The sequence below is a fragment of the Brucella sp. LJL56 genome, from assembly GCF_054871705.1.
The window spans coordinates 949,323-963,295 of the sequence record NZ_JBTXLQ010000001.1 but is presented as its reverse complement, the minus strand read 5'-3'; the positions used below and the strand labels follow the sequence as shown (position 1 = coordinate 963,295).

Sequence of the window (13,973 nt, the reverse complement as noted above, 5' to 3'; positions counted from 1 at the left end):
AGCTTAACATGGAAGCGGAAGCAGCAAAGTACATCGGCGCCGGTCTCGCCTGTTTCGGTATGGCCGGTACGGCTCTCGGCCTCGGCAACATCTTCGGCCAATACCTCTCCGGCGCTCTGCGCAACCCGTCCGCTGCTGACAGCCAGTTCGGCCGTCTGGTGTTCGGTTTCGCCGTTACGGAAGCTCTGGGCATCTTCTCGCTGCTCATCGCGCTTCTGCTCCTCTTCGCCGTCTAATCAACGGTCGCAAGAAACGGGCTGGCCGCGAAGCAGCTTTGGGAACATCACCGCAAGGTCTTGTTCCATAAAGAAATGCAGACGCGGCTGGCCTTTGCATATGTCGTCTGAGTAAGGCATGATCCTTCTCCATCAGGATCAGATCGTGCTGGATTAAAGGGGAAATCTGGATGTTCGTGTCCACGGCGTTTGCCCAAACCGCCACAGAATCGCAACCAGCACCTGCTGCTGGTGAGCATGGCGCAGCCGATGCTGTGCACACCGAAACCGGGGTCGCTCACGATGCCGGACACGGCAGCGGCGTATTTCCGCCGTTTGATTCCACCCATTATGCATCGCAGGTTCTCTGGCTCGCGATCACCTTCGGGCTTTTCTATCTGTTCATGTCGCGCGTGGTTCTGCCGCGCATCGGCGGCGTGATCGAAACCCGTCGTGACCGCATTGCTCAGGATCTCGAGCAGGCAGCCCGCCTCAAGCAGGATGCCGACAACGCTATCGCTGCCTATGAACAGGAACTGACCCAGGCCCGCACCAAGGCTGCTTCGATCGCCGAAGCTGCGCGTGAAAAGGGCAAGGGCGAAGCCGATGCAGAACGCGCTTCCGCCGAAGCTGTGCTGGAAGGCAAGCTCAAGGAAGCCGAAGAACGCATCGCCGCGATCAAGGCCAAGGCCATGAACGACGTCGGCAACATTGCCGAGGAAACCACGGCAGAGATCGTCGAACAGCTTCTGGGCACCAAGGCCGACAAGGCTTCGGTATCAGCAGCCGTCAAGGCCGCTAACGCCTGAGGAGAGGACAATGGACGCTACATTCTGGGCACTGGTTGGCCTCATTATCTTTCTGGCAATCCTGGCCTATCTGAAGGTTCCGGCCATGGTCGGTCGGTCGCTCGACGAGCGTGCTGACCGCATCAAGAACGAACTGGAAGAAGCCCGCACGCTTCGCGAAGAGGCCCAGCAGTTGCTGGCCGAATACCACCGCAAGCGCAAGGAAGCCGAAAAGGAAGCAAGCGACATTGTTGCTTCCGCCGAACGTGAAGCCAAGGCACTTCTCGAAGATGCCAAGCGCGCGACGGAAGAATATGTTGCACGCCGCAACAAGCTGGCCGAACAGAAGATCGCAACGGCTGAAGTCGATGCCATCAACGCAGTTCGTGCTTCGGCAGTTGACCTCGCAGTCGCCGCAGCCGGCAAGATCGTTGCGGACAAGGTAGACACGAAGGTCGCAGGCAACCTGTTCAAGGATGCTCTTTCGCAGGTCAAGTCGAACCTGAACTAATCTCGACTCACAGAAGTTTTGACGAAAACGCCGCCCTTTCGAGGCGGCGTTTTTGTTTTTGGGCTTACAGCCACTGATTTCAATGCTGGTCCGATCAGAGGCTGGTTTCTAGTCCGCCCAGCTTGCGAAACAGCGGACGATATTCCTCTAAAGCAAGGTCTTCCAATGAACAGGCTTCCTGTGGCGTGAACCATCTGAGTTCCGTGTGCTCCCGGTCGCGAATGGTGGGGTGGCCGTCCCAAGCGGTGACGGTATAGAGGTGAAATGACGCCGCCGGATTCGCAACCTTGATAGAGGTAAGGAACGAAAACGAGCGAAGCGTTAATCCAAGTTCCTCGTTGACTTCCCTTTGAAGCGCGCTTTCAAAGGTCTCACCCGCTTCAACATGCCCACCCGGAAAACTCCAACGGTTTGGGTAAGCACGACGATCCGGGCTGCGGCGCCCAAGGAGAATGCCCTTGGGGCCGATGAAAACCGCATTGACAATATCCGGCATGATGGCCCTCCGACGGTGGCAAAGTGAGGTCAGTCCTTGAGGTCTGCCAGATGTGTAAGCGGCAGCTCTCCTTGTGATTTGACCGTCTGGATGGCGAAATTGCTCCGAATGTCGATCACGCCGGGAAGCCGCAACAGCGTGCCGGATAGAAAGCGTTCATAGGCTGCGAGATCAGCAACCACCACCTGCAACAGGAAATCGGATTCCCCCGATACAAGATGGCAGGAGAAGACCTCCGGCAGATTTTGCACGGAGGTGCGAAACGCCGTTGCAATTTCCTCGTGATGGCGCTCCACCCGGATGCCGACGAAAACAGTCAATCCAAGCCCGACCGCATTACGATCCAGTGCTGCGTGATAGCCTTGAATGACGCCTGCCTTCTCAAGCATCTTGACGCGCCGCAGGCACGGAGAGGGCGACAAGCTGATTTTCTCCGCTAGCTGGACATTGGAGAGCCGGGCATCTTCCTGAAGCGCCACAAGTATTTTGCGATCAATTACATCAAGCTTAAGTTTTGGCATGATCCGACATTTGACATTAAGATTCTGGCAGATTGTATCATAAATTCCTGACCCTACGCCACAAATCGCAAGGACATGCGCATCCAACACCGGATAGTTTCGGACATTCTGCTGCTTCGCGATCAGGCGTTCATTCGTCGGACGTTTCGGGTGGCGGTCAGGCTGGCACTCTCTTTATTCGCATTATCCTACGCAAAACCGCTTCGCACTTTTGCCGGAAATGCTCTGTTGGGCGATATCAATGAGTGAGATGTGGTTATATGCAGGCGCACTGGCTGCCGCATTTCTTGTTCCGGGACCTGATATGATCCTGTTGCTCCAGACCGGTGCGGCACAGGGCAGGGCCCATGCGCTTGCGGCTGCTGCCGGGCTCGCAATCGCGCGCGCGTGTCATGTGGCTCTTGCCGCTCTTGGTCTGGCAGCGCTTCTGCACGCCTTTCCCATGGCGTTCCATTTCGTCCGGATCGTAAGCGCCTGCTATCTGGTCTGGCTTGCTATTGGCATTCTGCGCCACCCCTTGCCGACAATGGATGCGGTTAGCGGCGTGCGCGAACGCCGTTCCTATCTGACTTCGGCGCGCAAGGGCCTCCTCACCAATCTGCTTAACCCGAAAGCGCTGCTTTTCTGTTCGGTCTTGCTGCCGCAGTTCGTCCATCCAGAGAATGGCAGCATTACGCTTCAGTTCGCGTTGCTGGGGACAGTCATGACGGTAGTAGGATTGTCGTTCGATGCGATTTACGCTTTTACGGGATCGTCGCTTGGCAACCTGTTCAAACGGTATCCCGCAATACAGACGATCCAGCGCTGGGGTTTTGCGGCGCTGCTTTTCGGCTTTGCCGCCAAACTGGCAACGGTTTGAAGTCTGGAGCGCATCCCAAAAAGTGTGAAACGCCTACGCAGGGAAATCAGTCCACTGGACTGATTTCTGTTCCTGCTTCGATCGATAAGATGCGCGTCAAACAGATCGTTAGAGCGCTGATCTGATTCAAAATCAGATCGAAATGCGCTCTAAGCGCTGTAGCGGCCTTTGATGGGCGCGAAGGTGTAGCGGTGGATGCCGGGAACGGGGCCATTCGTTTCGATGGCGGCGCGATGCTTCACGGTCGCGTATCCCGCATGAACCTCCAACCCGTAGGGTGGATGAGCAGCACCAGCTCGGATCATCATACGGTCGCGTGTTACCTTGGCGATTATGGAGGCTGCGGCAATAGAAATGGACCGCTGATCGCCTTTGACGAGAGCCGAGCCGGGGCAGAGAAGTCCCGGCGGAATATCGCGCCCGTCGATCAGTGCGTGGCATGGCTGCAAGATCAGACCGTCAGAAGCACGACGCATCGCTTCCAGTGCAGCCTTCCTGATATCGCTCCCATCAATGCTGCGTGCGCTGAGGCTTGCAACTGAAACGGTGACGGCTTTCGCCAGAATTATTTCGTAGAGCGCTTCGCGTTTTGCCGCCGTTAGCCGCTTGGAATCGTCCAGTCCGTCCGGAAGGTCATCGATGTCCAGGACGACTGCAGCGGCAACCACGGGACCGGCCAAGGGTCCGCGTCCGGCTTCATCGATGCCGACAATATGTTTCAGTCCACGCGAAAGCAGCCTTTTTTCTTCAGAAAAGTCAGGCGCTAGTGGGATATCAAAGAGGAGCGGAGAATCAGAAGCCGAGCGTTTCATTTGGCGGCGATGCTCGCATTGCTTCCGATTCTCCGCAAGGGCCCTGCTCGAGGACGGTGGCGTGAAAGCAGGTAGCCCTACCGTCTGATCAAAAGTCAGACGGAAACTTAATCAACCATTGCAATATATGGGCTGGCAGACGTGCCGCCGGTCATTGGTGGGCGGTTCTGAGTTATTCCCTTTATGCGGAAGTGTGCTCTAGAACAGAGAAAGCTGCTTGCCTCCCTTTTCGACCGGTTCGAACAGGTCGGTGCGCAACTGAAGTCGGCGTGCATTGAAGCCGAGCTTGCGCGCCGTAATCTCGAAACGACGCCCGATCTGCCATGCGTAGGGGCCTGTGCCGCGCATGCGCTTGCCCCATTCGGCATCATAATCCTTGCCGTCGCGCATGGAGCGCACAAGCGACATGACATGGCGATAGCGATCCGGATAATTGCGCAGCAGCCAATCCTTGAACAAGGGCGCGACTTCAAGCGGCAGGCGCAGCAGAACATAACCCGCCTCGCGCGCACCTTGCGCATAGGCGGCATCCAGAATGCGCTCGATCTCGTGATCATTGATACCCGGAATGACCGGGCCCATCATGACGGAAGCGGGAATGCCCGCATCGGCCAGCTTGCGAATGGCCTGAAGCCGTAGTGTCGGCGTCGAGGCGCGCGGTTCCATGGTGCGGGACAGATTGGCATCGAGCGTCGTGACCGACAGGGCGACCTTGGCCAGCCCCTTCTCCGCCATGCGGCTCAAAATATCGATGTCACGCACCACAAGGGCAGATTTCGTCACGATGCCGACCGGATGATTGGCAGCCTCCAGCACTTCGAGAATTTCGCGCATGATGCGCCATTTCTTCTCGACCGGCTGATAGGGGTCGGTATTGGTCCCGATGGCGATGGTTTTCGGCTGATAATTGGCCTTGGCCAGCTCGCGCTCCAGAAGGCGCGCGGCATCCGGCTTTGCAAACAGGCGGGATTCGAAATCGAGACCGGCTGAAAGTCCCATGTAACTATGGGTCGGTCGGGCAAAGCAATAGATGCAGCCATGCTCGCAACCGCGATAAGGATTGATCGAGCGATCGAAATTGATGTCGGGCGAGTCATTGCGGGTGATGATCGTCCGCGGCTTTTCGATCTGCACATCGGTCTTGAAGGGAGGCAGTTCCTCAAGCGTGGTCCAGCCGTCATCGAAGTCATGGCGCGTCGTTGGCTCGAAGCGCCCGGTCGGGTTGATGCCTGCGCCACGTCCGCGTCGCCGGGCATGATCGATGCGCAGGCCAGCCTCGCCGATCATCGCATTGGCGTGATCCGCGCGTCCGCTACCGAAGGCAGCCATGTCGGCCTGCTTGATGATATCTGCCTGCTGGATCACTTCCATCTTCGTCTCCCTGAATGGAAACATCGGGCGTTGTGCAATCACGACGAAAACAAACCGGAGAACAGCATCAAAACCGTTCTGTTGTGTGTGCCGTGCTGCCATGCGACTCTGTTCTGATGAATCTATTCCTATCGCAAGAATAAGAACAAATCAAGAACATATGCGTGACAGCTTTCCGTTCATGCGTTCTTGATATATGAAGCGCGCATGTTGTCCGTCGTCATCGAAACCCTGAATTCAGAACGAGCGCTGGCCCACACGCTTTCGGCATTGGTACCGGCTGTCGTGGAGGGTTTGCTGCGCCGTGTCACGGTTATCGACAGAGGATCGTCGGATGAAACCGCTCTCGTTGCGCTGGGCGCGGGCTGCTCCTTTTACGCCGAAATGGATATTGAGACAGCGTTGGATGAAATCCGCACGCCGTGGGTCCTACTTTTGAATCCCGGAGCTATACCGCAGGAGGGTTGGGAGGAAATTCTCCGCCGCCACATCGAGAATGATGGCGGTGCCGCGCGCTTTTCACTGCCGGAAGACGGCGGCTTTGGTGCCGTGCGTAAAATCTTCGGACACAAGGCGACACTGGATGCGGGGCTTCTGGTTCGGTTGGACATTCTCAGGCCGCTGCTGCTCGACGGCGTGGCATTTGACCAGCTTCCACAGCGCTTGCGGCCAACTCGTCTCAAACATCTCATTTTGCCGCCCGACGAAGACTGACCAAAACAAAAAGGCGAAGCTGGAAGCTTCGCCTTTTTCGTCAGACATGCCGACTGGATTAGTTCTGATAAGAGGAAGGCGAAGCATCGCCGAAGCGGTGAGCCGAACCATCCTGATAGACCGGAGCCTTGATCGAGGCAGGCGCCGTGTAGTCGAGCTTCTGGCTCTGCGTTGCAACCGGCGTACGGTCGTTTGCATAGAGATCGGCAGGTTCGCCGACATGTGGGTTTTCAGCGAAAGCAGCACCGGCGCTAAGGGCAACGGCAACGGCAGCAAGAGCAAACTTTTTCATTTTCGTAATCCTTCTGGAGCGTTTTGCAGCCAAATGGAAACATTTGGCGTCGCATAAACGCAGTGAACAAATCGCCCCTTCGGATGGCATAGAAGCCTTTCCGGGGCTCCCGGGTGGCACCATGCCATCCATCGGGGAGATAACTGGGGGAAGCTGGATGATCGGGAGGAATATCCAGCTTGGGAATTCATCGGGCGTCATCGGCTGGGAGGCTTTTGACGACGCCCTGTACTCATTCAATGCTTAGTTCTGGCAATGCTTAGTTCTGGTAGCTCGAAGGCGATGCGTCACCGAAGCGATGAGCCGAACCGTCCTGGAATGACGACTGGCCGATCGAAGCGGGAGCGGTGTAGTCGACCTTCTGGGAAGCAACCGGGGTGCGGTCGTTTGCATAAAGATCGGCGGGTTCGCCAACGCGTGGGTTTTCAGCAAAGGCAGCACCGGCGCTAAGAGCGAGGGCAGCGGCAGCAAGAACAATCTTTTTCATTTTCCTATCTCCTTGGAAAGTGGAGCGGCGTTTTGTTCGTCGTTCCGATGCTGCTGAAATGGGTGACAGTGGGTAAAAGTTCCAGTCACGAAAATGTTTTCTTAATCACACATTCGTGCGGCCAATTTTGGAGAGTTTCGATAATTTATAAGAAATAACTAAATATAATCAATAATTTGTGTTATATATCAGCCTTCACGAAACAGTTGTAAAAGACCTTTTGTTCAAAAAGCGCGAACAGTCTGTCCCAATATATTGTCCAATGTGAGTGAACAATAGGGCGATTTGCGGGCTTTCGGATGGGAAGCCGTTAAGGAATTATTTTCGGGAAGGGGCGCTTTGGGTCGCGATTATGAACCAGTCCGGTCTTTCGGCGGAAAGACGCGCCGCTGCCCGCTCTGTAGCGGCCATGTCTTCGAAGATCGCATAACAGGTTGCGCCTGAGCCCGACATCTGTGCGTAAAGCGAACCGCATGCACGAAGCAGATCGAGTTTATCGCCGATCTGGGGAACGAGTTTCAGCGCGGGAGGCAGAAGGTCGTTGCGTGTTGTCTGCAGATAAGCACATAGGTGGCCTATATCTGCGTGGGAAGTAAGTCTCAAGGCCGGATGATCGCGTTTTTCGAGCGCGCGAAAAACATCCGGTGTCGCCATAGCTGTTCCGTCATTGACGAGCAGCATGGGCAAGGCCGGAAATCCGGTAACGGGGATCAGGTCTTCACCGATGCCGCGCGCTACAAGCGGCGTGCCCTTCGATGCGCCGTGCAGACACATTGGCAGGTCAGCGCCAAGGCCAAGACCCATCATGGCGAGTTGCTCGAAACCGAGATCAAGTCGCCACAAAGCATCAAGCGCCAGCAGCGTTGCGGCGGCATCGCTCGATCCACCGCCTATGCCGGATGCGATGGGAAGGTTCTTTTCCAGATGGATGGCGACGGGCGGTAGAGCCCTTTGCACATGATCGCGCAATGCGTTGCGCGCCTTGAGAACCAGATTGCTGCCATCGAGCGGGATACCGGCTGCGAAAGGGCCGTCGACCGTGAAGCTGTCCTTATCGGCAAGTTCTATACGAATGACGTCGCCATAGCGCGCAAAGACCACCAACATGTCGAGCAGATGGTAGCCATCGTCGCGACGCCCCGTCACATGCAGCGCGAGATTGATCTTGGCTGGAGCCAGACGCGTCACCGCACTTGCAAACCCGGTATTCACGGGTATTTCGGTTTTGGGGAAAATGGTCATTTCTGGTTACGGACTGGGACTTGAGCATTTCCAGCAAAAGTGCGAAGCGGTTTTGCGTAGGATAATGCGGTGAAACAAATAGTTAGAGCGGTTACGACAATTCTGTAAAATCGACACCGCTTGAGAGAAAACATGGCGTTCGTGCTGCGGCGAGCGACCGCGCCGCTTCGTCGGCAACCTCTCTTGAAAGAAAGGTCAGTCCTTCTTGACGTAGTATTCGCCGGTTTTCGGATCCTGTACGAGTGTACCGTGAGCCCGGTTCTGAGTTTCCTTTTCCGCCTGACGCACGCGCTGGGACACGCGCGCGGCTTCACGCTTGAACGAGCGGTAGCCGTACCAGGCGGCGGCGATGATCAGCAGCAGAAAAATGAGCTGGGGCATGGCCTCAAGTCCTTAAGGGTTGCATCTCGGTTTGCCGGATCGCAAAGGCCGAAATGCCGGATGTTCATGAAGGGGCGGGAAGCGGTCCGCCCCACTTTCTGATAGCATATCACGGTGAAACGAAGGAATTCAAAGCATTGGTTCGAAAATCGCCGCTGATTTTCGTTGGCATTGTCTTTTCAGAGACCATAACGGCCCCAAAGCGCCTTCTCTTCGGCTACCGAAAGCAGCCCGTCGCCGAGATGTGCGGCAATGGAAGCCGGTTCAAGATTGCCCACTGCCATATTCATGGCCATATCGACACCGGGCATCTTGCGTCCCAGAAGGCCGCGCTTTTGTTCGACCAGCTTGAGCTTGACCTTGTCGCCATAGGTCTTGCGCAGGACGCTGCGCATGTCGCCAAGCCCGTCAATCAAGCCAAGCTGTTGCGCCTTGATGCCGGTCCAGAACAATCCTGTAAACAGGTCTTTATCCTCTGCGAGCTTGCTGCCGCGCCGTTCTTTCACCATGTCGATGAAGGTTTCGTGGATTTCGAGCTGCAATGATTTCAGCCGCTCGATATCGGCCTTCTTTTCCGGCTGGAACGGATCGAGTGTCACCTTGTTGGAACCCGCCGTATAGACACGGCGCTCGACACCGATCTTCTTCAGAAGCTCGGGGAAACCGAATGACGCCGATACCACGCCGATAGAACCGACGATGGATGACGGATCGGCGATGATTTCGTCACCGGCAAGCGCAATCATATAGCCGCCCGAGGCCGCGACATCTTCGACGAAGATGAAAACCTTCTTCTGATGTTCGGCGGCAAGATCGCGGATACGCCGGTAGATCAGTCGGGACTGTACAGGCGAACCACCGGGCGAGTTGAGAGAAATGGCGACGGCAGGTGCTTCCTTGTCGGTGAATGCCTTTTCAAGGACCGTCGCTGTGGACGCCAGTGAAAGCATTGGACGGAATGCTGATCCTCCAGACATGATGGCGCCATGCAGTCGCACGACAGGTATCTCGATGGAAACCGGGCGGAAGCGGCGTGGAACAAGGCGCGTCAATAAACCGGGCAAGGCAAACTCCTGAGTATAGAAATAATTCCAGCCAAATGTAGGAAGCAATATGGGAAACACAAAGAAAACCGCCCGGAAATTTTGTTTTCCGGGCGGTGGTATCCACCCCGTCAGGCGTTTTTCGGCTTCGTGACCAGGCGCAGTAGAATATAGCCGCAAATGGCCGAGAGGCCCGAACCGGCCAGCACGCCGATCTTGGTTTCCGCCTGCATGAGTTCGGACGGGAAGGACAGGAGGCCGATGAAGATGCTCATCGTAAAGCCGATTCCGCACAGGATCGCCACGCCGTAAAGCTGTATCCATGTCGCGCCAAGAGGCTTTTGCGCCAGCCCCGTCTTGATCGCGAGCCAGGCCGCGCCGAAAACGCCAAGCTGCTTACCGATGAAAAGGCCAAGCATGATGCCAAGCGTGAGGGTGTCCCGCATCACCGAGGCATCGAGACCGGCAAACGATATGCCCGCATTGGCAAAGCCGAAAATAGGCACGATGATGAACGCGACGGGCTTGGCCAGCGCATGTTCCAGCATATGCAGCGGCGAGGTCATGTCATCAGGCTTGCCGGGAGCGGCCTTCAGCGGAATCATCAGCGCCGTCACCACGCCTGCAACCGTTGCATGAACGCCGGAATTCAATACGAAGAACCAGAGCGCTGCTCCGCCGATCAGGTAGGGCAGAAGCTTCATCACGCCGATCCGGTTCATGACGAACAGCACGATAGCGGCGGCGAAAGCTCCGCCGAGATAGGGCATGGAGATTTCAGCCGTATAGAAAATGGCGATGATGACGACGGCTGCGAGATCGTCCAGGATAGCGAGCGTTGCCAGAAACACCTTGAGGCTGGAGGGAACCCGCGAACCCAGAAGCGACAGCACACCGAGCGCAAAGGCGATGTCGGTGGCAGATGGCACTGCCCAGCCACGTACCTTGGCGGGGTCGTGCCAGTTGAACGCAGTGAAGATGAGAGCTGGCAGGATGACGCCGCCAGCAGCGGCAATGCCGGGCAGCATGCGGTTTGGCCAGCTCGCCAACTGTCCGTCTAGAAATTCGCGCTTGATTTCCAGACCCACGAGAAGAAAGAACACGGCCATCAAGGCATCGTTGATCCAGTCTGTCAGGCTCAACGGACCGATATGTGTGTGCAGTATATCGAAATAGGCCTGCGAGAACGGAGAATTCGCCACGATCAGCGCAAGCGCTGCCGCCGCCATGAGGCTGATGCCACCGGCAGATTCGCTATCCAGAAAGCGCCGCATGATCGATACCGGGCGGCTTGTATTTGGGCTGTGGTTCATTGGTTCCCGTTGCCTGTTCTTGTCGTTTTGTTGTTTGCGCTTTTTCGGAAAAGGGCGGCGGGGAGCCGCAGAACGAAAATTGCAGCTCTAGGAATATTGGCTCGAATATAGGGTTTCAATCAAAATCACCCGCTTGGACTGAAATCAGCAGGTCTGGACCATTGGAACTTCTGAATTGCTGCCGTGTTATCCGATCCGGGAGGACACCGCGATGGTGCTCACAGCTATTTTCGCCCAGCTCAATTGTTCCGACCTTGAACGCAGCACAGAGTGGTTCGCCACGATTTTCGATCGCAATCCCGATGCGCGACCGATGCAAGGGCTGGCGGAATGGCATCACGGGTCAAGTGCAGGCTTTCAGCTTTACCAGAACCCCGTTGACGCGGGGCATGGCACGCTGACACTCATCGTCCGCGATGTGCGGGCCGAACATGCACGTCTATCGTTCGATGGCATTCGTCCTGGAAACGTCGAGACAGCCGACTATACGACGATTCTGAGATTACACGACCCGGACCGCAATCTCGTCGTGCTGGCACAGCCTAAATATTAAAGCATTTCCGGCAAAAGTGCGAAGCGGTTTTGCGTAGGATAATACGACAAAACAAATAGTTAGAGGGCATCCATTCCATTATTGATGCCGTCGGCACGGGGCGTGAAACCATGTCCCTCGCTGCCATGAAGTACGAGCGCCGGCATCAGGGACAGGCCCGCACGGCTCCCGGATGTCCCTGTCACGACGATGCGGATCGCCGCCGCATCGGGGCGCGGCTGGACGGGAATGATCTTCAGGCCGCCAAATCGTCCTGACAGTGCTTCGAGGATGGAAGAAATGGAGCCTGGCCGGGCAATAATGGCAATGCCGCCGCTGGGTTTCACAATGGCTGCCGCAGTGCGCACCCAATGCTCGAACATGCCTTCGGGCATGACATGCGCTTCCGCCTTCAACGGATCGGGAGTGCTGCGGTCGCGCGCTTCGTTGAAGGGCGGATTCATGATGGCGAAATCGAAGCTGTTGTCGACAAGCCCTGCTGCGATGCGTGCCTTGCCTCTCAAAGCGACGTCGGCCTCGATCACGCTGATGCGGCCTGCCAGAGCTGAATTGAGTGGATGCGCTATGCTTCTGCGGGCAAAATCGGCCATGAAACCGGAACGTTCGAACAGTGTGATGCTGGCGTCAGGGCAGCGAGAGGCGACGGCAAACCCCGCAGCGCCTGCTCCGCTGCCAAGATCGGCGACGCGTCCGGAAAAACCGTTTGGAACGGCACTTGCCAGAATCATTGCATCCACACCGGAACGATGACCTTTCAATGCGGGCTGGACGAGGTGAAACGCACCACGATGAAACACATCCAGTGTTTCTCCCGCTTCCTCTCCGGTTTCAAAGCTCGCTTCCGAATTCATTGATCGCGCAGTTCGTGTTCTATCTCGGCATCGACCAGAATCTGCCGTGCTTCTTCAAGCTGCTCTTCGCTGACCAGAAGGCGACGCGGCAGCACGCCCAAAGAGCCTTCGATGATGCTCATATTGGTGTCGGCAATGAAATAGGCGATCCCGGCGTCTTTCATCAAGGCCTCGGCAAAGGACAGCAGAACGGAATCATTCGTACGGATAAGTTCGATCATTTGAACAGTTTGTAGCGAATGCACCGCATTGACAACAGCTTCCTTCAATGGTGAACAGGCGTCGAACGTTTACGCTTCAAGAGCACTTTGGGGGCGCTTTGGGGGCAGTTGCGACTTGAGCAATCCGGTCCGTTTCAATAATGTGGCCGGACAGCTAGGAGAAATGGCATTGGGTGTGGTTCTGAATCTGGACGGTAAAAAGAAGCAGGAAGGATCGGTTCAGCCGCTTGTCGATCTGACAAAGGCCGACATGGCGCGGGTGAACGAGATGATCCTTTCCCGGGCCGGGTCCGATGTCGAAATGATACCGGAAGTCGCCAATCATCTGATCTCCTCCGGCGGCAAACGCCTGCGTCCCATGATGACGCTCGCGGCAGCTCGTATGTTCGGCTACGAAGGCGACGGCCATGTGCGTCTTGCGACTGCCGTCGAGTTCATGCACACGGCCACGCTCTTGCATGACGATGTGGTCGATGAAAGCGATCTGCGGCGCGGAAAAAGCACGGCGCGCATGATCTGGGGCAATCAGGCCAGCGTTCTCGTCGGCGATTTCCTTCTGGGACAGGCTTTCAAGATGATGGTCGATGTCGGTTCGCTCGATGCGCTCGACGTTCTGGCCACCTCCGCTTCGGTGATCGCCGAAGGCGAAGTGATGCAGCTTGCCGCCGCCAAGAACATGGAAACCACCGAAGACGAATATCTTGCGGTCATTAAGGCCAAGACTGCGGCGCTGTTCTCGGCTGCCGGTGAAGTCGGCCCGATCATTGCCGGCGCACAGCGTTCGGATCGTGCGGCGTTGCGCGACTATGGCCTCAACCTCGGCCTTGCTTTCCAGCTTGTCGATGATGCGCTTGATTATGGCGGCTCGGCAGCCGATCTCGGCAAGAATACCGGCGACGATTTCCGCGAAGGCAAGATCACGCTTCCGGTGATTCTGAGCTATCGTCGCGGCACTGATGATGAACGCGCTTTCTGGAAGCACGCGATCGAAGACGGTGCGAGCGATGACGCCTCGCTTGAAAAGGCCATCGGCCTGATGACGAAGCACGGCGCGATTGCCGACACGGTGCAGCGTGCGCGGCATTTCGGCGAAATTGCCCGCGATGCTTTGGCACCCTTGAAAGCAACGCCTCAGAAGGACGCACTGATCGAAGTCATCGATTTCTGCATCAGCCGCGTGAACTGACCGGCAATAGCCGCAAACGCTGGCCAGCATTTCTTGCGGGCCGACAATACGCAGGAAATGCATCCCATCACGGATGCTTTTCTTGCCCCGCCATCCCAAAAAGGCCATGCTTGGGGT

The 13,973-nt window shown here is 56.6% G+C and carries 19 protein-coding genes; 7 read left to right on the top strand and 12 right to left on the bottom strand.

The genetic code is table 11. The features are described from left to right. The first annotated feature begins 8 nt into the window (after positions 1–8). From ACYSN1_RS04755 to ACYSN1_RS04745, 3 genes are all read left to right on the top strand, one after another. Positions 9–236 (top strand): F0F1 ATP synthase subunit C, encoded by a 228-nt coding sequence (locus tag ACYSN1_RS04755; protein WP_002963544.1) that lies wholly within the window; start codon positions 9–11, stop codon positions 234–236. A gap of 170 nt (positions 237–406) precedes the next feature. Further along, a complete protein-coding gene (locus ACYSN1_RS04750) occupies positions 407–1,024 on the top strand; it encodes a F0F1 ATP synthase subunit B (RefSeq protein ID WP_140020078.1) in 618 nt (205 codons plus the stop codon). A 10-nt stretch (positions 1,025–1,034) separates the two neighbouring features. After that, positions 1,035–1,514, top strand: a complete 480-nt coding sequence (locus tag ACYSN1_RS04745; protein WP_461724610.1) for a F0F1 ATP synthase subunit B — start codon at positions 1,035–1,037, stop codon at positions 1,512–1,514. A 94-nt stretch (positions 1,515–1,608) separates the two neighbouring features. On the opposite strand, the gene ACYSN1_RS04740 is transcribed toward ACYSN1_RS04745, so the two are convergent. Continuing rightward, the gene (locus tag ACYSN1_RS04740; RefSeq protein WP_461724609.1) at positions 1,609–2,010 is read right to left on the bottom strand and encodes an NUDIX domain-containing protein; all 402 of its coding nucleotides are present in this window, start codon (positions 2,008–2,010) and stop codon (positions 1,609–1,611) included. 29 nt (positions 2,011–2,039) lie between these two features. After that, entirely contained in the window at positions 2,040–2,531 is a 492-nt protein-coding gene (locus ACYSN1_RS04735; protein WP_461724608.1) for an Lrp/AsnC family transcriptional regulator, read from the bottom strand. A 241-nt stretch (positions 2,532–2,772) separates the two neighbouring features. On the opposite strand from ACYSN1_RS04735, the gene ACYSN1_RS04730 reads away from it, so the two are divergent. Then, positions 2,773–3,390, top strand: a complete 618-nt coding sequence (locus ACYSN1_RS04730) for a LysE family translocator (RefSeq protein ID WP_461724607.1) — start codon at positions 2,773–2,775, stop codon at positions 3,388–3,390. 149 nt (positions 3,391–3,539) lie between these two features. On the opposite strand, the gene ACYSN1_RS04725 is transcribed toward ACYSN1_RS04730, so the two are convergent. Then, a complete protein-coding gene (locus tag ACYSN1_RS04725) occupies positions 3,540–4,202 on the bottom strand; it encodes a ribonuclease HII (RefSeq protein ID WP_461724606.1) in 663 nt (220 codons plus the stop codon). 198 nt (positions 4,203–4,400) lie between these two features. Next, positions 4,401–5,573: a PA0069 family radical SAM protein gene (locus ACYSN1_RS04720; RefSeq protein ID WP_461725278.1), complete on the bottom strand. Its 1,173-nt coding sequence runs from the start codon at positions 5,571–5,573 to the stop codon at positions 4,401–4,403. A 207-nt stretch (positions 5,574–5,780) separates the two neighbouring features. Here ACYSN1_RS04720 and ACYSN1_RS04715 point away from each other — a divergent pair, with 207 nt between their 5' ends. Further along, on the top strand, positions 5,781–6,287 hold the full coding sequence (locus tag ACYSN1_RS04715) for a glycosyl transferase (RefSeq protein ID WP_461724605.1): 507 nt from the start codon (positions 5,781–5,783) through the stop codon (positions 6,285–6,287). Between the two features lie 58 nt (positions 6,288–6,345). Here ACYSN1_RS04715 and ACYSN1_RS04710 read toward each other — a convergent pair whose 3' ends face one another. From ACYSN1_RS04710 to nhaA, 6 genes are all read right to left on the bottom strand, one after another. After that, positions 6,346–6,579 carry a hypothetical protein gene (locus tag ACYSN1_RS04710; protein ID WP_010658330.1) on the bottom strand — a complete coding sequence of 78 codons (234 nt, stop codon included), beginning with the start codon at positions 6,577–6,579 and terminating at the stop codon, positions 6,346–6,348. 259 nt (positions 6,580–6,838) lie between these two features. Beyond that, positions 6,839–7,066 carry a hypothetical protein gene (locus tag ACYSN1_RS04705; RefSeq protein WP_105541146.1) on the bottom strand — a complete coding sequence of 76 codons (228 nt, stop codon included), beginning with the start codon at positions 7,064–7,066 and terminating at the stop codon, positions 6,839–6,841. Positions 7,067–7,384: 318 nt separating this feature from the next. Then, positions 7,385–8,308 (bottom strand): 4-(cytidine 5'-diphospho)-2-C-methyl-D-erythritol kinase, encoded by a 924-nt coding sequence (locus tag ACYSN1_RS04700; protein WP_461724604.1) that lies wholly within the window; start codon positions 8,306–8,308, stop codon positions 7,385–7,387. A 195-nt stretch (positions 8,309–8,503) separates the two neighbouring features. Next, entirely contained in the window at positions 8,504–8,689 is a 186-nt protein-coding gene (locus tag ACYSN1_RS04695) for a hypothetical protein (protein WP_140020068.1), read from the bottom strand. Positions 8,690–8,868: 179 nt separating this feature from the next. Continuing rightward, a complete protein-coding gene (locus ACYSN1_RS04690) occupies positions 8,869–9,753 on the bottom strand; it encodes a S49 family peptidase (RefSeq protein WP_461724603.1) in 885 nt (294 codons plus the stop codon). A gap of 110 nt (positions 9,754–9,863) precedes the next feature. After that, a complete protein-coding gene (gene nhaA / locus ACYSN1_RS04685; RefSeq protein WP_461724602.1) occupies positions 9,864–11,045 on the bottom strand; it encodes a Na+/H+ antiporter NhaA in 1,182 nt (393 codons plus the stop codon). A 211-nt stretch (positions 11,046–11,256) separates the two neighbouring features. Between nhaA and ACYSN1_RS04680 the strand changes: the two genes are divergently transcribed. Beyond that, positions 11,257–11,598, top strand: a complete 342-nt coding sequence (locus ACYSN1_RS04680) for a VOC family protein (RefSeq protein ID WP_461724601.1) — start codon at positions 11,257–11,259, stop codon at positions 11,596–11,598. Between the two features lie 59 nt (positions 11,599–11,657). Here the strand turns inward: ACYSN1_RS04680 and ACYSN1_RS04675 are convergent, their stop codons facing one another. Next, the gene (locus ACYSN1_RS04675) at positions 11,658–12,449 is read right to left on the bottom strand and encodes a tRNA1(Val) (adenine(37)-N6)-methyltransferase (protein WP_461724600.1); all 792 of its coding nucleotides are present in this window, start codon (positions 12,447–12,449) and stop codon (positions 11,658–11,660) included. Next, positions 12,446–12,670 carry a putative signal transducing protein gene (locus ACYSN1_RS04670; RefSeq protein WP_461724599.1) on the bottom strand — a complete coding sequence of 75 codons (225 nt, stop codon included), beginning with the start codon at positions 12,668–12,670 and terminating at the stop codon, positions 12,446–12,448. Before ACYSN1_RS04670 ends, ACYSN1_RS04675 begins: the two co-directional genes overlap by 4 nt. Before the next feature lie 169 nt (positions 12,671–12,839). Between ACYSN1_RS04670 and ACYSN1_RS04665 the strand changes: the two genes are divergently transcribed. After that, the gene (locus ACYSN1_RS04665) at positions 12,840–13,856 is read left to right on the top strand and encodes a polyprenyl synthetase family protein (protein ID WP_010658340.1); all 1,017 of its coding nucleotides are present in this window, start codon (positions 12,840–12,842) and stop codon (positions 13,854–13,856) included. Positions 13,857–13,973 lie beyond the last annotated feature (117 nt).